Annotated in this window: 21 protein-coding genes and 1 other annotated feature (1 of these 22 cut by a window edge); of the genes, 13 read left to right on the forward strand and 8 right to left on the reverse strand. The window is 39.9% G+C overall.

Annotated elements, in window-relative coordinates; genetic code table 11:
• Positions 1-63: 63 nt before the first annotated feature.
• Positions 64-825, forward strand: a complete 762-nt coding sequence (locus tag MHH31_RS03855; RefSeq protein ID WP_224559743.1) for a YfkD famly protein — start codon at positions 64-66, stop codon at positions 823-825.
• 374 nt (positions 826-1,199) lie between these two features.
• Here MHH31_RS03855 and MHH31_RS03860 read toward each other — a convergent pair whose 3' ends face one another.
• From MHH31_RS03860 to yfkAB, 4 genes are all read right to left on the reverse strand, one after another.
• A complete protein-coding gene (locus tag MHH31_RS03860; protein ID WP_007496614.1) occupies positions 1,200-1,919 on the reverse strand; it encodes a YebC/PmpR family DNA-binding transcriptional regulator in 720 nt (239 codons plus the stop codon).
• A 132-nt stretch (positions 1,920-2,051) separates the two neighbouring features.
• Positions 2,052-2,405, reverse strand: a complete 354-nt coding sequence (locus MHH31_RS03865) for a nuclear transport factor 2 family protein (protein ID WP_235672226.1) — start codon at positions 2,403-2,405, stop codon at positions 2,052-2,054.
• Between the two features lie 146 nt (positions 2,406-2,551).
• Positions 2,552-3,388, reverse strand: a complete 837-nt coding sequence (locus MHH31_RS03870) for a mechanosensitive ion channel domain-containing protein (protein ID WP_025206933.1) — start codon at positions 3,386-3,388, stop codon at positions 2,552-2,554.
• A gap of 7 nt (positions 3,389-3,395) precedes the next feature.
• Positions 3,396-4,517 carry a radical SAM/CxCxxxxC motif protein YfkAB gene (gene yfkAB / locus MHH31_RS03875; protein WP_017358799.1) on the reverse strand — a complete coding sequence of 374 codons (1,122 nt, stop codon included), beginning with the start codon at positions 4,515-4,517 and terminating at the stop codon, positions 3,396-3,398.
• A gap of 147 nt (positions 4,518-4,664) precedes the next feature.
• Here yfkAB and MHH31_RS03880 point away from each other — a divergent pair, with 147 nt between their 5' ends.
• The gene (locus MHH31_RS03880) at positions 4,665-4,856 is read left to right on the forward strand and encodes an SE1561 family protein (protein ID WP_003218031.1); all 192 of its coding nucleotides are present in this window, start codon (positions 4,665-4,667) and stop codon (positions 4,854-4,856) included.
• Between the two features lie 102 nt (positions 4,857-4,958).
• Positions 4,959-5,750 (forward strand): delta-lactam-biosynthetic de-N-acetylase, encoded by a 792-nt coding sequence (gene pdaA, locus MHH31_RS03885; RefSeq protein WP_039168013.1) that lies wholly within the window; start codon positions 4,959-4,961, stop codon positions 5,748-5,750.
• A 232-nt stretch (positions 5,751-5,982) separates the two neighbouring features.
• Here the strand turns inward: pdaA and MHH31_RS03890 are convergent, their stop codons facing one another.
• The 3 genes from MHH31_RS03890 to MHH31_RS03900 all read right to left on the reverse strand — a co-directional run bounded on the left by MHH31_RS03890 (position 5,983) and on the right by MHH31_RS03900 (position 8,108).
• Complete coding sequence (locus MHH31_RS03890) at positions 5,983-6,477, reverse strand: DUF2716 domain-containing protein (protein ID WP_135010384.1); 495 nt, start codon at positions 6,475-6,477, stop codon at positions 5,983-5,985.
• Between the two features lie 33 nt (positions 6,478-6,510).
• On the reverse strand, positions 6,511-7,470 hold the full coding sequence (corA, locus tag MHH31_RS03895; RefSeq protein WP_007496624.1) for a magnesium/cobalt transporter CorA: 960 nt from the start codon (positions 7,468-7,470) through the stop codon (positions 6,511-6,513).
• Positions 7,471-7,601: 131 nt separating this feature from the next.
• Complete coding sequence (locus tag MHH31_RS03900) at positions 7,602-8,108, reverse strand: hypothetical protein (RefSeq protein WP_007496625.1); 507 nt, start codon at positions 8,106-8,108, stop codon at positions 7,602-7,604.
• A 433-nt stretch (positions 8,109-8,541) separates the two neighbouring features.
• Between MHH31_RS03900 and MHH31_RS03905 the strand changes: the two genes are divergently transcribed.
• Positions 8,542-9,411, forward strand: a complete 870-nt coding sequence (locus tag MHH31_RS03905; RefSeq protein ID WP_073415303.1) for a DNA-3-methyladenine glycosylase — start codon at positions 8,542-8,544, stop codon at positions 9,409-9,411.
• 96 nt (positions 9,412-9,507) lie between these two features.
• Positions 9,508-10,899 (forward strand): 23S rRNA (uracil(1939)-C(5))-methyltransferase RlmD, encoded by a 1,392-nt coding sequence (rlmD, locus tag MHH31_RS03910; RefSeq protein ID WP_125590612.1) that lies wholly within the window; start codon positions 9,508-9,510, stop codon positions 10,897-10,899.
• A 271-nt stretch (positions 10,900-11,170) separates the two neighbouring features.
• On the opposite strand, the gene MHH31_RS03915 is transcribed toward rlmD, so the two are convergent.
• Positions 11,171-11,533, reverse strand: coding sequence for a DUF1433 domain-containing protein (locus MHH31_RS03915; RefSeq protein WP_007496632.1), 363 nt, complete (start codon positions 11,531-11,533; stop codon positions 11,171-11,173).
• A 50-nt stretch (positions 11,534-11,583) separates the two neighbouring features.
• Here MHH31_RS03915 and MHH31_RS03920 point away from each other — a divergent pair, with 50 nt between their 5' ends.
• The 8 genes from MHH31_RS03920 to MHH31_RS03955 all read left to right on the forward strand — a co-directional run bounded on the left by MHH31_RS03920 (position 11,584) and on the right by MHH31_RS03955 (position 19,251).
• Positions 11,584-12,999, forward strand: a complete 1,416-nt coding sequence (locus MHH31_RS03920) for a lipase (RefSeq protein WP_342495303.1) — start codon at positions 11,584-11,586, stop codon at positions 12,997-12,999.
• 12 nt (positions 13,000-13,011) lie between these two features.
• Positions 13,012-13,317, forward strand: coding sequence for a hypothetical protein (locus MHH31_RS03925; protein WP_342495304.1), 306 nt, complete (start codon positions 13,012-13,014; stop codon positions 13,315-13,317).
• Between the two features lie 322 nt (positions 13,318-13,639).
• Positions 13,640-14,050 (forward strand): DUF6508 domain-containing protein, encoded by a 411-nt coding sequence (locus MHH31_RS03930; protein ID WP_342495305.1) that lies wholly within the window; start codon positions 13,640-13,642, stop codon positions 14,048-14,050.
• A gap of 26 nt (positions 14,051-14,076) precedes the next feature.
• The gene (locus tag MHH31_RS03935) at positions 14,077-14,595 is read left to right on the forward strand and encodes a hypothetical protein (protein ID WP_342495306.1); all 519 of its coding nucleotides are present in this window, start codon (positions 14,077-14,079) and stop codon (positions 14,593-14,595) included.
• A gap of 134 nt (positions 14,596-14,729) precedes the next feature.
• A complete protein-coding gene (locus MHH31_RS03940) occupies positions 14,730-15,557 on the forward strand; it encodes a MerR family transcriptional regulator (protein ID WP_342495307.1) in 828 nt (275 codons plus the stop codon).
• 26 nt (positions 15,558-15,583) lie between these two features.
• On the forward strand, positions 15,584-16,771 hold the full coding sequence (locus MHH31_RS03945; RefSeq protein ID WP_342495308.1) for an MFS transporter: 1,188 nt from the start codon (positions 15,584-15,586) through the stop codon (positions 16,769-16,771).
• A gap of 190 nt (positions 16,772-16,961) precedes the next feature.
• The gene (locus MHH31_RS03950) at positions 16,962-17,792 is read left to right on the forward strand and encodes a DNA alkylation repair protein (RefSeq protein ID WP_217967430.1); all 831 of its coding nucleotides are present in this window, start codon (positions 16,962-16,964) and stop codon (positions 17,790-17,792) included.
• A 274-nt stretch (positions 17,793-18,066) separates the two neighbouring features.
• Entirely contained in the window at positions 18,067-19,251 is a 1,185-nt protein-coding gene (locus MHH31_RS03955; RefSeq protein ID WP_251211133.1) for a DUF1835 domain-containing protein, read from the forward strand.
• Between the two features lie 74 nt (positions 19,252-19,325).
• Positions 19,326-19,479: a binding site (T-box leader), on the forward strand; it runs 70 nt beyond the window's last position.

A 19,479-nucleotide genomic window follows, 5' to 3' on the forward strand; every position in this document is an offset into this window, starting at 1 on the left:
CGGGAAAATACTATGGAAAAATGAATGAGAAAGAGTGATGATATGAAAAAGATGCCCCGCATCATGTTTGTTGTTCTCTTATCCTTAAGTTTTCTATACAGTTTTCCAGCCGAGGCAGCAAAGCCGTTTAAGGTGCCATCGTCTGTCGCCAGTATCTCAAAGGAAAATACGTATCCAAATGCATCACAGGATCAACCGCTGCTCCAGCCGAGCGAGCTGACGGCCGAATTATTTAAAACAACAAGTGTACCAATTGAAAATACACATTTAATTAAAATGCTGAATGAATCCAGTATCTCAGGTACACCGCTAGCAGTTGGCTACAGGGCAACGATTTTTCTTGGAAGATGGGCACTCAGCTATGATTCAAACGAAACCGTCGCCAATTGGGAATACAAAAAGGTGAACACGAATCACATTGATAATAGAGGCGGAAACAAAACAGCCATCGGCAAATATGTGCAAAAGCAACAAGTAAAAGTAAGTGGAGGGCTCACAGCAAAAGTACCAAACCCAGAAGATGTGAAAACATTGATGATGCAAAAAGCCATCCAAAAAACAAAACTTCCGCTCGCCTTCGACACAGTGATTGGTGCAGGAACAAAGCGAGATCAGTCCTACCACGTATCTCCGAAAAAAGCAGCAACCCTGCATGCATACGCTCCAGCCATTAACGAAAAAGGAAAGGTTACTTACGGAGAAGTGTATCTTGTGCTCAAGGGAAATAAACGCAAACTTGTCGTAAAAAATGTGACCTCACAAGGAATCGGCGCTTGGATTCCTGTTCAGGATCACCTGACGTTTGGGTTTCAAGGGATGAATTAAAAACAGTCATCTCCTCTTACCAAGGGGAGATGACTGTTTTTTGATTAAGATGTCCTATCTTTTTTCTTTTTCATTTCATGAATGTAAAAATCAAAGGCGTTATATAAAAACCATACAAAGAAAAGAAAGAGAAAGACTTTAGTGAATATCGTCAAATTGTTGAAAATTAAGCATAGGCCAATAAAAGGGAGGATCATAAAGCCATAATACGAAAACCACCATGTTTTAAAAATGAAACTCAGCTCCTTGGTTATTTGTGGAAACGACTCTTTCTTCATATTACATGGTCTTGAGTAGAACGTAAACCTTACCTAGACAATAAAAAAGCCAACGCGGAAGTTGAATGAATCCAACAACTACGATGGCTTAGCTGATTATTCCCCTAAATCCACATTATGATAAACTTGCTGCACGTCTTCAAGCTCTTCTAATACATCGATTAGTTTCTCGAATTGTGCTTTCGATTCATCATCTAATGTCACTTCGTTTTGAGGCAGCATTGTGATTTCAGCGACAGTAAATTCTTCTACGCCTGCCTGTTTGAACGCTTCTTGAACTTGATGGAATTGATCTGGTTCAGCGTAGACGATCACCGTATCATCTTCTTCCATAATGTCACGTACATCAATGTCTGCTTCCATTAAAAGTTCAAGCGTTTCTTCTTCACTTTTCCCCTCGACACCGATCACCGCTGTTTGGTCAAACATGTAAGCAACAGATCCACTGACGCCCATATTTCCGCCGTTTTTCCCAAATGCTGCACGAACATCAGACGCTGTGCGGTTGACGTTATTGGTCAGGGCATCAACGATCACCATAGATCCGTTTGGACCAAATCCTTCGTAACGCAGCTCATCGAAGTTCTCTTCTGCACCGCCTTTTGCTTTTTCAATCGCACGGTCCACAATGTGTTTTGGGACACTATATGTTTTTGCACGTTCTAGGACAAAACGAAGTGCTTGGTTTGATTCTGGGTTTGGCTCACCTTGCTTGGCAGCCACATAGATTTCACGCCCGAATTTTGCGTAAATACGACTTGTATTGGCATCCTTTGATGCCTTCTTTTCTTTAATGTTGTTCCATTTACGACCCATCTTATTCACTCTCTTTCACTTAGTAAATACACAGTATGAGGGTCCCCATGCTGCATGAAATCAATCTGCTTTCTATTATACATGAATCAGTCAAGAGGATAGAAGTAAGAGGGCTGAAAAGAAAAGGATTCCTTAGCTGATATGTCCAAGTTGTTCAAGCGTCTTATTTTTCTCATGCGGTCTAGTCAGCTCATCACACCGAATGATTCTACCATCTAATAAAGTAAATAACGCCATCACATCTATTAGACCGTGGTCTCCTGTGGACAGCTCAATATGTACAGTGTAACGAAAACACCCTTGCTGAGTCTCTTCATCAAACAACATATCATGAAAGGCGGGGATGTCGAGCTGTTTGGTCATGACTTTTAATGTGGAGAGATGCTTTTTAAATTCATTAAGGGAAGAGACCTTTCCATCAGTGACTTGCTGATAATCTGAAGAAAAATAAGTCTCCACCTTTTCTATATCTAATTGGATTAACACCTCTTGATACATTTGCTTAATAAAAAAATCGCTTCAGTTTTTCTCAATGTAAACACCCTTTCTTTTAGTTAACTGGTGAACTATATAATATTATAATTAACTGGTTAACTAAAAACAATTAAAAAATAACCCCATCACAAATGAGGTTATTTTGCAGGCTGTGGATAGACGAGATCCTCAAGCAATTTCACATCATGCTGGTGAAGTTGTGTGATCATTTCTTTTCGCACAGCGAGGGCGGCTTCGAAGTATTTTTCATCCTCGACCATTCCTTTTACGGTGATCTCAATCCCGCGATTCAATTTATTGAGCCCCATAATGCCATGAACCTGAAAAGGTTCAATGGCGTTTTGGAATTCATCTTTTTTCAGTAAATCATGATGCATTTGATTTAACTGATCACATGCTGTTTCTAGCGCCTTGAAAGCAATGTCAGGATTTTGGTTTGCGCTGATCAAGACTGACTCTGTGATACGCATGTAGTGCATATTGTAGTTTTGGATTTGACGAATGTCTCCGTTTGAAATGGTTAACAGCTTGCCGCTCCATTCTCTAATTTGCAAAGACCGGAGACCAATTTCTTCAATGGTTCCGTTAAAAAGATTATTGACCGTCACATAATCACCTTTATGAATTTGCCTTTCATAAATGAGGAAGATGCCGGCTAAAATATCACGAATCAAGGTCTGAGCGCCAAAACCAATGACAATTCCAGCAACACCAGCCCCCGCAAGAATCTTCCCAAAGTCATGAAAGAATAGAGAAATCACATATAAGACAAAACATATGGAAGCTGTATACTTTGAAACCGATTTGACCAAGCTCTCAATCGTTTTTTTCTTCTTGTCTTCAATGAATTCAGTGCGTTTAAAGAAAATCTGAAGCGCTTTGTTGATCATAAAGACGGCAAGCCAAAGAATGAGGCCAACAAGGAGAATTTCAATGTATTTGTTCTTGACCACTGTCAGAAATGTTTCGTCCATCTATCGGTTACCCCCTGGCTGTACGAGAAGTAAAATCAACATCTTGATAATAACTGTTTTTCACAAGAACATTCGGACCAAGGCATTGCACACTTGGGCAATGACAATTCAGTTCTTTTGCCAATTTTGTGTTCATCCAGCGTGTATAAGCTGATTGCAACGTATCGGTTTCAATATTTCCTAATGGCGGTGTATCGCCAAAGTCTGTCACAATAATATTCCCATCAAAAATATTCACATTCAATCGTGAACGACCATCAGGGTCATTTCGTACTGTCACATTTTTCGCTTGACGCAATCGAGTCAAGAGGCGCTGGTCTTCTTCATCTGTGCTGCATGAATAAAATGGCAATGTGCCAAACAGCATCCATGTGTTCTCATCACGAACATCGAGCAGCTGATGAATCGCATCCCGCATTTGCGGAAGCGACAATGATTCAAGGGCGCTGGCAAAATCACTTGGATACATCGGATGAACTTCATGGCGCTGGCATTTCATCTCGTCCACGATTTGACGATGGATGTGTTCAATATAAGGAAGCGTACGCTTATTCAGCATCGTTTCAGCAGATACGGTTACACCCGCTTTCACAAGTGCTTGACTATTCTCAATCATGCGGTTAAACAATTTCTCGCGCTGCTCAAAGGTTGGCTTTCGGTCCATCATTGCAAAACCAACCGTAGCAAACTCTTCGACTGTTCCCCAGTTATGTGAAATGTGTAGGACATCCAAGTATGGAATAATCTCTTCATATCGAGCCAAATCAAGTGTTAAATTCGAATTAATTTGGGTACGGACGCCGCGTTCATGGGCATACTTTAATAAAGGAACGACATATTCCCGTACAGATTTCAGAGACAGCATCGGCTCTCCGCCTGTGATGCTAAGGGAACGCAAGAGCGGTACTTCATCTAAACGGCGAAGCAGTAAATCGAGTGGCAGTGCATTCGGATCTTTTGGCTGCAAAGTATAGCCAACCGCACAGTGCTCACATCTCATGTTACACAACGTCGTTGTCGTCAATTCAATATTTGTCAGCTTCATTTCTCCGTAATCCTGCACATCGAGATAGGCTTCCCAAGGGTCGAATGCAGGTGTAATCGGGCGAAGTGCTGTTTTTTGGTTCATGGTATCTATCTCCTTTTCATTCGGGCAAACATAGACCCGCCAACAGTTAATTTTAAGCCCCATCACCGTTATACGCAAGAGGGGACACAATTGATTTACAAAGGAAAAAAAGATAAGCTATAAACAAATGCTAAAGGGAGTGTATCTATGGGCAAGGCAGCAGACAGCAAAGAGCAGCAGGTTGATTATTTAAAGAACCGATTAGATATGTTTATGAATGTGATTGATTCATTAGATCCTGAATCCACAGACGTTGAGGATATAGACAGACTCATCCAGATGATTGACGACCTAGAAGCGAAATATGAACGGTTTAAAACCGATTGGAAGGAAGAATAGCTCGCGCTGATGCGGGCTTTTTTCTTTAAATTGGCAGGTCAAAAAGTGTATGAGTACCCGGTATATTCTGCACAATAGAAGAAAAACCGGGAAGTGACGTAAATGAAAAAATGCATACTGATCTGTCTATGTGCGCTTTTTGTATCGATGCCTTTTTCAAACTTAGAAGCCGTGTCTAATCAGCCGATTCATTGGGGATTTGCTAAAAGCAAAGAGCACAAGCCAGCAGATGCCGGCAAGGAACTGACGACACTCTTAAAGAAATATGATGCTTTCTATTTAGGAAATACGAAAAAGAAAGAGATTTATTTTACATTCGACAATGGCTATGAAAATGGGTACACACCCAAAATCTTGGATGTGCTGAAAAAACATCAAGTACCCGGCACCTTTTTTGTGACTGGGCACTTCGTAAAGGACCAGCCTAAGCTCGTCAAACGTATGGCAGAGGAAGGTCATATTATTGGCAACCATTCCTATCACCATCCAGATTTAACAACAAAGAGCACGAAAGAAATCAAAGAAGAGCTAGATCGTGTCAATGAAGCGGTATACAAAATCACAGGAAAACAAGATAACCTCTACCTTCGTCCACCGCGCGGAGTGTTCAGTGAAAGGGTACTAAAGGAAACGAAACAGCTTGGCTACCAAACCGTTTTCTGGTCAGTAGCGTTTGTAGATTGGCACATCCACCATCAAAAAGGAAAGCAGTATGCGTACAATCAAATGATGAAACAGGCGCATCCGGGTGCCATTTACTTACTTCATACCGTCTCAAGGGACAATGCCGAGGCACTTGATGATGCCATCACTGCTTTAAAAAAACAAGGATATACCTTTAAAAGCTTAGACGATCTCATGCTTGAAAAAGTATGGCATCTCCCTCAGCTATAGAAAAAAGCTTGCAGACATCTGCAAGCTTCAGCGTGTAGCCAAACCCTCGCATTCGTTGTCAGTCCTGCGTGCTGGTGCTCACGAATGTGAAATTCGCTCCGCGCCAGTACTCGTCCTTCCTAGACTGCAAAGGTTTTCTATCACGCTGAAAAGAAGACAAAGGGCTAAAATCAAGTTCATTTTAGCCCTTTGTCAACAATCTGAGGCTTGCAGACACTGCAATCTTTTTGACTTATCCTTCTCTTATTTTACGCTGGAACAAAAGGGGACGATGACGAGTAAAGGAGTCAATCAAGCCCTCACCGAAAATCGTGATGCTTTGCTCCCAAGGATGTCCTAGTAAACCCCAAGTCATCTCTTTTGATAAAAAGAAATAGTAATCTCCATTTGGGAGCACAGGAACTCTCCATTCTCCAAATTCATCTTTTTCAAATGAGCCGTATGGTGTGATCCAATAGCAGTCGTGCTGCCAATCAAGTACCTGCATATATTCGTCCGTTCCGGTGATATTCTCCTGAAAAGACAGCAGTGCCTTCTTTTCAAGGTCTTCATCCCCACTTAGGAGAGAAGGGTCCTCGAAATAAGCAGAGATATCATATGTGATGTAAGGAGATGGTGCTTGAAAACCGGGAAAGCGAGAGATGCTTGGGTTAAATTTAAACTTTTGATCAAATGTTTTCCATGCGTACTTTAGTTCTTTGTCTGTCAGTGGAATCCAGTTTTCCATAGTATCTCCCTTTCAAGCACTTCTCTCAAAAAACTATTTAAAAATCCTAAACCATCCTTTATGTTTAAACCACAAAAGCATCCCTGAGACAAGCAAACCCATGAAAATCAGTACGCCAAAATAGCCATATTTCCAGTGTAATTCAGGCATGTTATCAAAGTTCATCCCATACACCCCAACAATAAAGGTCAGTGGAATAAAAATCGTCGAGACAATGGTCAGTGTCATCATGATGGCATTCATTCGATTGGAATTTAGTGTTTGATAGCTGTCTCGTAAATCGGCTGTCATATCACGGTTTGACTCAACGATTTCTGTTAGTTTCAATAGATGATCATAAATATCATTAAAATATGCTTGCCGGTTTGCATCGCTTTTCATCATATTCGTGTTCACAATTCGATATAAGAGGTCCCTCATCGGGATAATGGTTCTGCGCAGTTTGAGCAAATCGGATCGAATACCGAATACTTCGTTCATTAATGTACCATACGTTTTATGCCCTTCTTCATCCTCGATTTCATTGAGCCGGTCCTCAATTTGATAAATAATAGGAAAATAATCATCGACGAGCTGGTCAATCAGCATATAAGCCATATGCTCTGGACCGCTCTCTCGTGCTTTATCAGACCCTTTGAGCTTTCGAATGACTCGATCAATGTAGGGTGCTTCCTTCAAATGAAAAGTAACGATATAGTTTTCTCCAACAAACAGGTCGACTTCTTCAGATCGAAGTGTTTTTTGATTGAGGGCATGAAGGACGAAAAATAAATACCCTTCATAAAAATCAAGCTTTGGCCGCTGTAAATAATGGAAGCAGTCTTCAATCGCAAGCGGATGGAACTGAAAAAATTCCTTTAATAGTGCTGCTTCCTTTTCCGTTGGCGCATAAAAATCAATCCAATACCAGGCAATATCGGGGCTTGAAAGCTGCTGCAATGTTGCATGTTCAATCAAGTCGCCGTTTTTTGTCACTGCAAGTTTTTTCAGCATGTGCACCCCTCCAGACTTGCATTATATCATGAAGCAGCAGCGGTGAACTTATATGTTTTCACCATAAAAAAGCCGATCTCATCGCTGAGATCGGTCCAATGTGCGTGTATGATTGATGGATAAAGCGAGAATTAAGGACGACGGAAGTTGACGAAACCACCGTTACGGTCGAACCAACCTCTAAATGCCCAGTTGATGTAACCGCCATCACCTTTGTTTGTGAAAGATCCATTTTCAAATACCCAAACTCCGTACGTAATGCTTCCGTATTTAACAGTAGCAAACGTTTTAACACCGTTGAAACGAGTCTCATAGCCTTGGCTTAAGTTAAAGACCATGACATTGTATTTTGCGCCAGCAGCATAGAAAGCAGACTCCATTAATCCTTTGACAAAGCCTTCACGGTTCGTGTTAGCATTTGCAGCATTAATTAATGCATTGGCAATTCCAAGTACGTCAAAGTTAATGTTAACATTTGTCGCATTTGTCGTTGCTTTACCTTCAGCAGCTTTGTTTAACACAGTTTGCTGAATAGTTGTTGAAACTGGAGCAGTTTTTTGCTCAGCAGCGTCAGCGAATACTGGTAGTGTCGAAGAAACAGCAGTGGCAAGGGCAACAGAAAGAATTGTTTTTTTCATTGGTCGGATCTCCTTTGTTTTTAAATTTTGGGTCTTCTTTTAGTAAAACGTGAAACTAGGTGAAGCCGGTTATCAATGAGGTAAATATGTTCCTGCAAGATGAAACAAATGATTGCCTAATCCGCTAATTCCTTTGTTCACCTCCTTGATATGTCATAATTATACAAATATTTTTGAAATAGAAGATATCACCCATAGGTTCTATTTCTAATTTAAGGAAAATGATCCTAAAATGTTGAAGATTGCTGTCGAATTTTAGCTGAATTCGACTAAAAATTTTCATCTATCCAAAAGGAGAATGACCATAAATAAGGAAGATATAACTGATAAATTCTTGTACTCTTTATATTTAAAAGTATTCAATATAGAGAATCATTCATGCAAAGTGAAACAATCACATCTGCGTGTGTTGGCAGAAAGGAAGAGGAAAAACATGTGGGAAAAACACTTATTGGTTGAACCGCCCTATCACTTCGATCAAGTGCTGAGACGTTTGTCGAGCGATCCATTAAAGGCGGTCGATCTGGATAAAAGAGAAATCAAAGTACCGATGAGGCTGAATCATAAACCGTACATTGCAGTCGTTCAAGCGACAGGAACAAAAGAAGCACCTTCGTTCCGGGTACAGGCAAACGGGCCGGAGGAAGCCATCCTTTCTGAGGTGAAGCGGATATTTGGCATGGAACATCAATTACATGCCGTGCATGACCATTTTGCTCAAACAAATCTTGCGCCCATTTTTGACCGTCATATCGGAACGCCGCTTATGCTGGATTTCCATCTATATCATTGCTTGATGAAATGCATCATTCATCAGCAGCTCAATCTTGCCTTTGCTTATGAGCTGACGAAACGGTTTGTTCATACGTATGGTGAGCAAATCGACGGCGTCTGGTTTGACCCTTTACCGGAAACCATTGCATCACTTGAAACCGATGATTTGAGAAAACTGCAATTCAGTCAGCGAAAAGCGGAATATGTGATTGATGTCTCAAAGCGAATAGTGAGCGGCTCTCTGAATTTAGAAGAATTACACGACTTAACGGATATTGAAATTGAAGAACGTCTGCTTCCGATTAGAGGGATTGGACCTTGGACGGTTCAAAATGTCCTCATGAATGGACTTGGAAGACCAAATCTCTTTCCAATGGCAGATATCGGGATTCAAAATGCGATCAAACGTCACTTTGACCTGCCAGAAAAGCCAACAAAAGAAGAGATGGCAGTTTTAAGCAAGGAGTGGGCACCGTATTTAAGCTACGCCTCCCTTTATTTATGGAGAAGTATAGAGACAGATAAATAATTGAAAGGCATTTTCTCTCTTCGTTCAAGTCGTGATATACTATTCAGATGGAATAAAATGAGGACAACCGATAAAGGTTTAAATAGAACGGAGAGAATAAACGTGAAAGAAAAACAGCAAGGAGCCCTTCTGCAAAAGGGGCAGCAGTTCCCGCTTACCATTAAACGCCTTGGCATTAATGGGGAAGGGGTCGGTTATTTTAAAAAGCAAGTGGTCTTTGTCCCAGGTGCACTTCCAGGTGAGGAAGTAGTAGTTGAAGCAACGAATGTTCAAGCGAAATATGCAGAAGGTACGGTGAGGAAAGTCCGCAAGCGCTCAGAACATCGAGTGAAACCGCCTTGCCCAGTATACGAAGAGTGCGGAGGCTGTCAGCTTCAGCATTTGGCATACGAGCAGCAGCTAAAGGAAAAACGCGATATTGTCATTCAATCAATGGAGCGTCATACAAAGCTGTCGGTTGAAAAGATCGACATTAGACCAACAATCGGTATGGAAGATCCGTGGCACTATCGGAATAAAAGTCAGTTCCAAGTCGGAAGATCACATAGTGGCGACATCATCGCAGGGCTTTATGGGCTGAATTCCCATAAACTTGTCCCGATCAAGGAATGTATCGTCCAGCATCCGAAAACGAATAAAACAACAGGCGTCGTCCGCAAAATTTTAGAGAAATTCGGCGTATCTGTCTACAACGAGCGGACAAGAAAAGGCGACGTGCGCTCGATTGTTGTGCGTGTCGGCTTTGAAACAGGTGAAGTACAAGTCGTCCTTGTCACATCAAAGCCTGAGTTTCCAAAGAAAAAAGAAATCGCCGAAGCCATTCAAAAACGTCTGCCAGAAGTGACGTCTATTATGCACAATATCAATGGCGAAAAAACGTCAGTCATCTTTGGGCATAAAACATCGCTCCTAGCTGGCAACATGGTCATCCAAGAATTTTTAGGAGACGTCTCATTTGAATTGAGTGCACGGGCTTTCTTCCAATTGAATCCGAAGCAGACATTAAAGCTTTACGACGAAGCGAAAAAAGCGGCCAAACTGACTGGCAAAGAAAAGGTAGTCGATGCGTATTGCGGCGTTGGAACCATTGGAATGTGGCTCTCAGATGGAGCAAAAGAAGTAAGAGGTATGGATGTCATCAAAGAATCAATTGATGACGCGAAGAAAAATGCCAAAAAACACGGCATGAAAAACGCAACTTATGTGACAGGCACAGCCGAACACTGGCTGCCAAAATGGGTCAAAGAAGGCTTCCGTCCCGATGTTATCGTCGTCGACCCGCCAAGAACAGGCTGCGAACGCACTTTCCTAGACACCGTTAAACAAGTCAAACCAAAACGCTTTGTCTACGTCTCTTGCAACCCATCTACACTAGCAAAAGACCTCGAATACATGTCAAAAGACTACAAGATCGAATACATGCAACCAGTGGATATGTTTCCGCATACGGCACATGTGGAGTGTGTGGTGTCTTTAGTCCTTAAATAATAGTGGGCAAAGAACCGCGAAAGGCCATTATGATCATTTAACCTTCTAATATGAAGTAATCACCAAATTTTTTTTAAGTGAGCATAAATATCACCAGTCATGTTTTATCAATGGAAGTTTTATATGAATATATGCATGGTGTTATCGCAGATGGTATATATGGTCCAAAACCAAAGAAAAAGGCGCAGTTCGAAGCCTTCTTGAAGTAAACAAATAGTCCCCTTGAAATTCCAAGGGGACGTTTTTGTTTATTCGATGATTTATCCTCTTTTTAATACTCGCATACTTTATCTTCGCACTCGGGTTTTTCTTTAGCATCTACAGTGAAAGATATGACTTCGTCATTGCCCTTATCATAGATTCCCCATATTTCTTTTTTCTTATTTTCATTGAGATAACCATTAATTTCAATACCGCCCATTGGGTTTATCTCATAATCATCAGTATAATCAATTCGTTTAATATCATTATAGTTTGTTTTAATAAAGTCAGTCATTCTTTTCTTAGCCAAGGAATACAATTCTTCTTTTTTAGCTTCTTGGGCAGCTGTTTTTTTGTCGTGTTGTTCCTTCATAAATATCCCTCCAAGTGTTATAATAACCAAAGTCACAAGGATAATTATGTATTTTTTCATAAAACCATCCTTTCTATCTTAGATTTTACATGAGAGAAGGGGCATTGTACATGAATACAAAGACGGACATACCTAATTTAACAGATAAAGATTATTTTTCTCTGAGCCAAAATACATATAGTGAAAAGAAAATGAGAAAAGCCTATGAGAATAAGACACCACTTGTAAATGATTCAAAAAAAGCTTTTTATGTAGACAAAATCAAAAAAGACCCAGACACAGGGCTAGATGTTTACGTATTTGTCCAAGCCAAGAAAAAAGAAGGTAAATGGGTTAAACCAAAAGAGCCTGAGAATGTTGTCGTAGGTTTTCAAGGAACAAATCAAGAGCAAATCAAAGCTGACGTGATAAGTGCAGATGGCGGCAACGTGGTAATGGGTCAAGACCCGAAAAAGAAAGTCAAATACATCATGAAAAAAGAGGCACCTGAAAACTCTAAAGCGATTACCAAGTATAACGGTAGTATGGAACAAGCCATGTTGTTGAAAAGTGGAGATTACAAAATTGTCACTAAGACATCTCAATTTGATCAAGGTGATAAGCTCGTCGCCAATGAAGTGAAAAAGTATGCTGGCACTAATACAGTGATTTCAACAACGGGTCACTCACTTGGAGGGGCAGATGCGGAATACGCTGGTGTAAACAATCATGTTTACAGTGTAGCCTTTAACAACCCTTCCATTGTTAAGCTGCATGATGAGGAAACACAGAAGAAAATCAGAAACGGCGAATTTGATTTATATCATAAAGCCATCATTAATCCCGATGATATGGTGGGGGCAGGTTGGTTGTTAGAATATGACAGGCACAACGGAACGACAATTTATACGAAAAATCCTAGTCAATCACGAAGAGAGCGTATAGATCGGTTTGTGTCACCGCTTGGTGTTCCTGGGGTTTTAGGAAATTTGATTACTTCCTTCTATGGCCAAGCATTCGCAAAAGATCCGGATACTCATAGTTTAAATGAGTCGAACTTTACTTTTGATAAGAATGGTCATATCAAAAGTGTGGATGGAAGCAAAGGTGTTTATAACCAGAATATCGAATCATTTTCATCTTATTCAGGTATGAATGGACAAACCATCAAAGTGGATGCCAAATATGCAAAAGAATTAGCTCATCGATTACAGGCAGCTATCGAAGACTTAAAAACAAAAAAGCAAGCAATTGAACAATTCCCTCATGATCACAGCAAAATGGTGTATGACGTGAAATCTATTTGCGGAAAGAGATTAGGAGAATTCAAGGATTTAGATCCAAGTGACGTTGAAAAAGCTATATTGTTTCACGCCCCTTTTGTGAAAGATGGAGCAGCATTTTATGACTCAGAAGAACAGTATCAAACTGAGGCTTCTCTACATTATTTGATTAGAGATTTAGAGGATATTAGTGAGTTTATTGTGAAAATGGCGGAGGATTTAAAAGATAAGGATAATGAATTAGCAAGATGGTTACGGTTGTAAGGGGGATTTCAATTGCCATATGGGGTTAATATGGATGCAGATGAGTTTTACAGACGATTACAACAGAATGAGGAATTAAAAAAAATTGTAGGTTCAAGTTTAAAAACGCATTGTCAGCATCTAAAAGAAGACACAAAACATGCGTCAGACTTTTCTTCAGCACAACAGGTTGTAGCTGAAGTGTATGTTGCTTTACTCTCTTCATTTAAAGGAAAAGCTAAGGATGCATTGGTACAAAGACTCAATGAAAATGCGAAGATGCTGACAAATGCAACAGAGAACAGAAGTGCCTTTCTAAGAAGTATAAAGACAAAATAGTGAACATAACCTCTTCGCAACGATGTGACAGAGGTGTTTTTTTATTTGAGAATCGTCTTATAAATTCCTTGACGCTTTATTCACAGCTGGTATCAGCTTATTATTTAATATGACACATAAGCGTTGACGAGCAAGATGATTAATACCGTGCATGTGAAGACAGTTGTATCGATGGTATGAGTGTAAAAAGTGAAATGAATAAAAATGGTTCGTGACTTGAATACTGGCTTCTAGTTTGTACGATCATCACGGACTTTCTTATTAACTTATTCAGAGAGATCGATCAAAGAATTTTTAATTCATGGAAAGGTGGAGGATGAGATTGAGTCAATTTAACATCTTAACAAACTATATCCCTATGCTTCAAGGCGATGATATTGGTGAATGGGTCATAGATCATGAAAATGATGGAACAGCAGAACACCCGATTCAGATGCCCTTTGTGAATTATTCCGAAACGGTCCGTCGTTTTATCGAGGATGTCTATACCTTTGCAGAACAACATCAAGAAATGGAGCTTACCCGCTACAGTGAGATACTCAAAGAAAATGGCATTGAGGGTGGAACGAACGATATGGAGAATGTGGACACCTCAAATGTAAATGCGCAGTGTGTACTGGCTCTCATCATGGGGGTTCTGAGAGCCGAACGATTTTGCGAGGGTGTCATACTCGATGTCTTTACAAAAGGAACTATTGTCAAGTGGCTTGAAAGATTGGAACGTTTGGAGTAAGAGAGACTAGATTTCGGGGTGATCAAATGAAAAACAAAACAGATGTAGCCCACATGTTTCCTCCTACGAAAATAGAAGAAATTGATCATATTTTATTATATGATCTTGATGCAATAAAAATGGAAAAAGAAGATGAACGTATAAAATTCATTTTACAAGATCCCTATTGTCCTGATAAACATCATATTCACAGTGTGTATGTCATCTATAAAAGGTCTATACTCAATTTACTTGAAGGTAGGCTTCGTTCTATTCATAGTCATGAATTCATGACTGCTAAGAAAAAGGATCGAACGATTTCTATAGAAGATATAGAATATGTATTAGAGATCGCTACAGTTGTGGTTCTTGCAAGTGAAAATAATGGAATATTGACGAATTATTTTTATAGTGGAGTCGGAGAAAGGTTAGATTGTATTTTTAATCTATGCTTAGGTTATTCAACAGATTTACAAAAGAAAGAGCATAAAGTAAGTTTGCAACGATTTATGGATGATATAAAGATTGTTGAAGAGATGGGATTGTTAGAAAAAATAGTAGGATAATGAGCAAAACCTAGATTTTAGAGAAATCTAGGTTTTTTCGTGCTTTTGAAAAATTTAATCAACTTCATGTTGACCTTCCCCTTAACTGAAAGGTTTATACTGTGATCAGATCAACAAATCGGAGGAGATGCAGGATGTTCAAGATCGGCGACTTTTCTATGTTAAGTAAAGTGTCTGTCAAAACCTTAAGGTATTATGACCAAATTGATTTATTAAAGCCTCAGCAGATCGATCAAGATTCGGGATACCGTTATTACTCAGCTGAGCAGTTACTTGAGGTCAATCGAATTTTTCTCTATAAGGAATTAGGCTTTACGTTAAAGCAAATGGGGCAGCTTCTTCGTGAAGATATCTCAGTAGAGCAAATTCAGGGCATGTTTCTCTTGAAAGAGAGTGAGATTCAGCAATTGATCGAGAGAGAACAACAGAAATTAGCCCGTATTAAGGAGCGGATGCATCTCATCAAACGAGAGGGGTGTGTTGAAAAAGAACAGGAGGTCATCATTAAATCTGTTGAAAGTAAACGCATCATGTCTTTTCAATCCCACGGAACTGTTGAAGAAATCCCTTCATTCTTTCAAATGTTTCATCATTTATTACATAAACATCAACAAGAATCGATCTCGGGACCACAAGTAGTGTTATGGAGAGAATCATTGGATAAAGAAAGTGAGTTCGAATTTGAGGTGGGGTATTCCGTCAAATCGTTAAGGTGCTCGCTTCCTCAGGGAATGACAATTCGCACGTTACCTGCAGAAGACACCATGGCAACACTCTTATTTCATTCACATTCTCCATCCGCACAAACTGCTTGTGTTGACCTGGCGACATGGATTGAACATAACGGATACCGCGTGAAAGATGATCAGCCGGGCCGAGAAATCTATTACCCATTGTCAGAAAATGAAGAAGGCAGACTCATTGAAATTCAAATTCCTATTAAGAATGAAATCAAATCGTAAACATGGCCCAAAGGAGAAACGTCACGATGCAAAATAAAACCGTTGTCTATTTACTTGCTTTAGCAGCTTTTTTAATCGGAACGATCGAATACATCATTACTGGCATTATTCAAATGGTCGCACATGATTTACATGTCACAACGTCTACTGCAGGCTTATTGGTCACATCTTTAGCACTTTCGGCCGCAATCGGTGCACCGATTGTCATCGCACTAACCATCAATATGGACCGCAGAAAAATATTAACATGGACGCTGATCATTTTTATTTTAAGTAACTTTATCACAAGTATCAGCCATTCGTTTGAAATGGTCATGATCACAAGAATTTTACAAGGAATCAGTGGGGGAACGGCGATTGTAGTGGCGATGGCGGTTGCAACTCGTCTTGTAGAACGGGAAAAAAGAGGAACAGCGATTGGCATCATTTTAATGGGATTAAGCAGCTCCTTGGTTTTAGGCGTTCCAATCGGGACATTTCTAAGCAGTATGATCGGATGGAAAGCATTATTCGCAGCCATTGGAGTGATCACGCTTATTCCGCTGATTGTGGTGTATAGGCGAATCCCCTCTATGAAAGAACAAGAGCCGGTGACGCTTCGTATGCAATTATCGATTTTAAAAGATAAGCGGATATTACTTGCGGTGGCAGTGACGCTATTTTATGTAGGTGGATATTCCACGTTATTTACCTATTTAACGCCCTTCCTGCAAGCATCAGCAAACCTTAGCATCACAGAAATCAGTGGCATTTTGTTACTAGCGGGAATATGCAGCTTTTTAGGATCAAGCCTTGGAGGGATGGCAGCAGATAAAAAAGGACCCATCTTCACGATTTTTTCTGGCATCATCTTGCAAATCATGATGCTCATGCTACTAGCATTTGTCACAGGGAATCTCGTAGTCATGGTGGCTGTTATCATGATATGGATGATCGCTACATGGAGTACATCACCAGCTCAGCAGCTATATCTTGTAACCCTTGTTCCAAAATCTCCTGATATCGCATTAAGTGTTAATACATCATTTATTCAATTCGGATTTGCTTTAGGATCGGGGTTAGGGGGGATTGTGTTAAACGGAACCTCTGTATTGAACCTAAGCTGGCTCAGCGCCGGTACGGTTTTCCTTGCGTTACTCATGACCATTCTCATGGTGGCGTTTGACCGATTTTCTCAACATAAGCGTTTGAAGGTGATCGAGCAAGGAAGGTAACTTAAATTCAATTTTGTATGGAAGGGACTACTTATTTCGGGTAGTTCCTTTTTGGTTTGAAGAATGCACCAGTAAAGTTGTTTATTTGATACAATAGGGGGCAATATCCAAAGATTGAAGGCATTCATATATTTCTTTTAAAAACGATGAATATCAAACAAAAGAACCACTAGACGAGGAGAGAAAATAAATGCAAATAAGCGAAGAGATCATCAATCGAAAAGGTGCTCGAAAGGGAACTGATATCCCTCATGACGTCTTGTTCCTTTTGAATCAGGGAAAAATAGAGAGTGTGAATTTAACTGAATGGCTGGCTGTCAATCATATGACGTTATTACGTCATGTTTTGCCATCCGTTGGTTTAGACCATCATTTAGACGGTTTAACATCTAAGATCACTCAACAAAAGGCTGAGTCTGGAATGAAAGCAATTCGTCTCATCGGTCAATTGTTAGATGAATGGCTACAGAAAGAGAATGGGGAAAAACAAGCGGAAGTGCTACAGGCATTTACTCACCATGTATCTGATAGCGTCCGCTGTTGGGCTGCTTATATGAACAAACACCGTTTATCAACTTTGGAAGAGAAATTGGCGTACATTCAACCATTTGCAGCTGATCATCATTTTGGAGTTCGAGAAATTGCGTGGATGTCAGTGAGAGAAAGCCTAACGGATCAGCTCGATCAAAGTATAGAACATTTAACAGCATGGGCTAAAAGTAAAGATGAAAATATTCGCCGATTCTCAGTAGAAGCTATTCGCCCAAGAGGTGTTTGGACAAAGCATATTGAGTCATTAAAACAAGAGCCAATGAGGGCACAGCCTATTCTAGACTTGCTCAAATCTGATCCATCAACATATGTTCAAGATTCTGTTGGAAACTGGCTCAATGACGCTAGTAAAACACAACCAAATTGGGTCATAAACCTGTGTGAACAGTGGTTAAAAGATTCTGATACAAAAGCAACCAGCAGAATTGTCAAGAAAGCCAAAAGAACGATTGTGAAGGGGAACTTGTGAAGAAATACATAAACTGAATTTCCCTTTTTGGAGGGTATTTCTATCAATAGATCATTAGAAAGAAAGTCTCAAAGTTAGCTCAGTAAACTGACTGCCCCATTTCGTGGGGTTCTTCATTTTTTATAAAAAATCTAGTCTCCCCAATTCTGCATTCTTTATATAGGTCTTATCCTCTCATCGTCGTACTTTTGAATGAAATTGACTCAATAGAATTGACGTAAGAACCATGAATAGGCGAAGATGATATAAAATGTAAGATAAAGGGAGACGAATAATGATACATATCGTATTTGGGGCAGCAACTGCTGGTAGTTTAAAGCAAGCATTACGTGAAATGAAGCAAAAACCAGTGGAAGACATCATCACCTTTGATGATATCTACTCCATTGGCCCACTTACACACTTACATGAACGTCAAGGACAAGAGACTCGTATGGAGTGGCTTCGTCATGTCATGTCCAATGAGTTTGGTAGATTTGATGATATGGTAATCGATCAGCAAATAATGATTCAACAAGTGAAGGATATAAAAGATGGCTCACATATGATGATATGGATAGGCAACAATGCACACGAACAAATAGGTCTACGATTTGCCATCTATTTATTAAAAGGAAAAAACGTGGACGTGTCTGTCATTAATACAGCGATTGCATATGATCACCATTTTAATACAAAGACGATTCGCATGGACCTTCGACATACTGGGGAAATCCCATCTGAAAAATTTAAAATCATTTATGAAAGTAAAAATCACTTTCACACCATTTCCAAGGAAGAAAGAGAACGATTACAAGAAGAGTGGCTTCACATTGCCGAAACAGATCATACACTTAGGATATGGCGAAATGAACAAACGCTCAATGTATCAGAGGATGAATTTGATGCTTATTTAGTAAAAATGGCTAAGCGGCTTCATCTGTCCGAGCCAGAAGAGGAATACATCGTAACTCCACGCTTAATTGGAGAAGTCCTTGGTCATTTAGAACAATATATCGGAGATGATTTTATTGAGTATCGGCTAAAGAAGCTGATTGATCAAGGTGTTTTTGCTATGAAAGGAAAACGAACGTCCATGCGTTATTACTCGATAAAACTGACAACATTTGGTCAGGAATTCAAAAAATGGGTATGCTGTCGTGATTTTGAGCACCAACCTTATGTGAAAATTGAAGGAACCTATGGTGGCGAACCTTTTCAATGCGGACATTGTCAATGTCATTTAGAAAGAGATGATGTACCTATAAGCGATGTACTATTCTCTAAAATATGGAATTGGGCCATACAGTATGGTTGTTGGTTTGATGAAGAAACAGATGACTTGTTGCCAGAAGGGGTAGAAATGGAAAAGAAGTTTAATCAAGCAGGGGAGTGTATAACGGAAGAAGTGAAGAATGCGTTATCTCCTAAGTATCAAGTCGAATATAGCCCCAGTGAAATGACAAGACATTTCATTTAAAGAATAAAATTCAATAGCACTGTACAAAATAAATCTTTACATCATTCCCCATCATCATGTAATATATGGAGAAATCAAAAGCGAAGAAAAGGACATGAGCAGCTTTTATCGGTTCACAGAGAGGGAAGTCACGGTGAAATCTTCCTAACGCAGAAAAGTTGTCTTACCACCTTTGAGCTGTATTGGGGAAATTACAGTATCCAATACCGTTTACGCCACGTTACGGCA

This window comes from Bacillus sp. FSL K6-1033, assembly GCF_038630765.1.
Lineage (GTDB): Bacteria > Bacillota > Bacilli > Bacillales > Bacillaceae > Bacillus > Bacillus altitudinis.

What these genes read in the sequence shown, in the direction of transcription:
- MHH31_RS03855 (WP_224559743.1), top strand. Translation starts at nt 64, where the DNA reads ATGTTTGTTGTTCTCTTATCCTTAAGTTTTCTATACAGTTTTCCAGCC.
- MHH31_RS03860 (WP_007496614.1), bottom strand. Translation starts at nt 1,919, where the DNA reads ATGGGTCGTAAATGGAACAACATTAAAGAAAAGAAGGCATCAAAGGAT.
- MHH31_RS03870 (WP_025206933.1), bottom strand. Translation starts at nt 3,388, where the DNA reads ATGGACGAAACATTTCTGACAGTGGTCAAGAACAAATACATTGAAATT.
- yfkAB (WP_017358799.1), bottom strand. Translation starts at nt 4,517, where the DNA reads ATGAACCAAAAAACAGCACTTCGCCCGATTACACCTGCATTCGACCCT.
- MHH31_RS03880 (WP_003218031.1), top strand. Translation starts at nt 4,665, where the DNA reads ATGGGCAAGGCAGCAGACAGCAAAGAGCAGCAGGTTGATTATTTAAAG.
- pdaA (WP_039168013.1), top strand. Translation starts at nt 4,959, where the DNA reads ATGAAAAAATGCATACTGATCTGTCTATGTGCGCTTTTTGTATCGATG.
- MHH31_RS03890 (WP_135010384.1), bottom strand. Translation starts at nt 6,477, where the DNA reads ATGGAAAACTGGATTCCACTGACAGACAAAGAACTAAAGTACGCATGG.
- corA (WP_007496624.1), bottom strand. Translation starts at nt 7,470, where the DNA reads ATGCTGAAAAAACTTGCAGTGACAAAAAACGGCGACTTGATTGAACAT.
- MHH31_RS03900 (WP_007496625.1), bottom strand. Translation starts at nt 8,108, where the DNA reads ATGAAAAAAACAATTCTTTCTGTTGCCCTTGCCACTGCTGTTTCTTCG.
- MHH31_RS03905 (WP_073415303.1), top strand. Translation starts at nt 8,542, where the DNA reads ATGTGGGAAAAACACTTATTGGTTGAACCGCCCTATCACTTCGATCAA.
- MHH31_RS03915 (WP_007496632.1), bottom strand. Translation starts at nt 11,533, where the DNA reads ATGAAAAAATACATAATTATCCTTGTGACTTTGGTTATTATAACACTT.
- MHH31_RS03920 (WP_342495303.1), top strand. Translation starts at nt 11,584, where the DNA reads ATGAATACAAAGACGGACATACCTAATTTAACAGATAAAGATTATTTT.
- MHH31_RS03935 (WP_342495306.1), top strand. Translation starts at nt 14,077, where the DNA reads ATGAAAAACAAAACAGATGTAGCCCACATGTTTCCTCCTACGAAAATA.
- MHH31_RS03940 (WP_342495307.1), top strand. Translation starts at nt 14,730, where the DNA reads ATGTTCAAGATCGGCGACTTTTCTATGTTAAGTAAAGTGTCTGTCAAA.
- MHH31_RS03945 (WP_342495308.1), top strand. Translation starts at nt 15,584, where the DNA reads ATGCAAAATAAAACCGTTGTCTATTTACTTGCTTTAGCAGCTTTTTTA.
- MHH31_RS03950 (WP_217967430.1), top strand. Translation starts at nt 16,962, where the DNA reads ATGCAAATAAGCGAAGAGATCATCAATCGAAAAGGTGCTCGAAAGGGA.
- MHH31_RS03955 (WP_251211133.1), top strand. Translation starts at nt 18,067, where the DNA reads ATGATACATATCGTATTTGGGGCAGCAACTGCTGGTAGTTTAAAGCAA.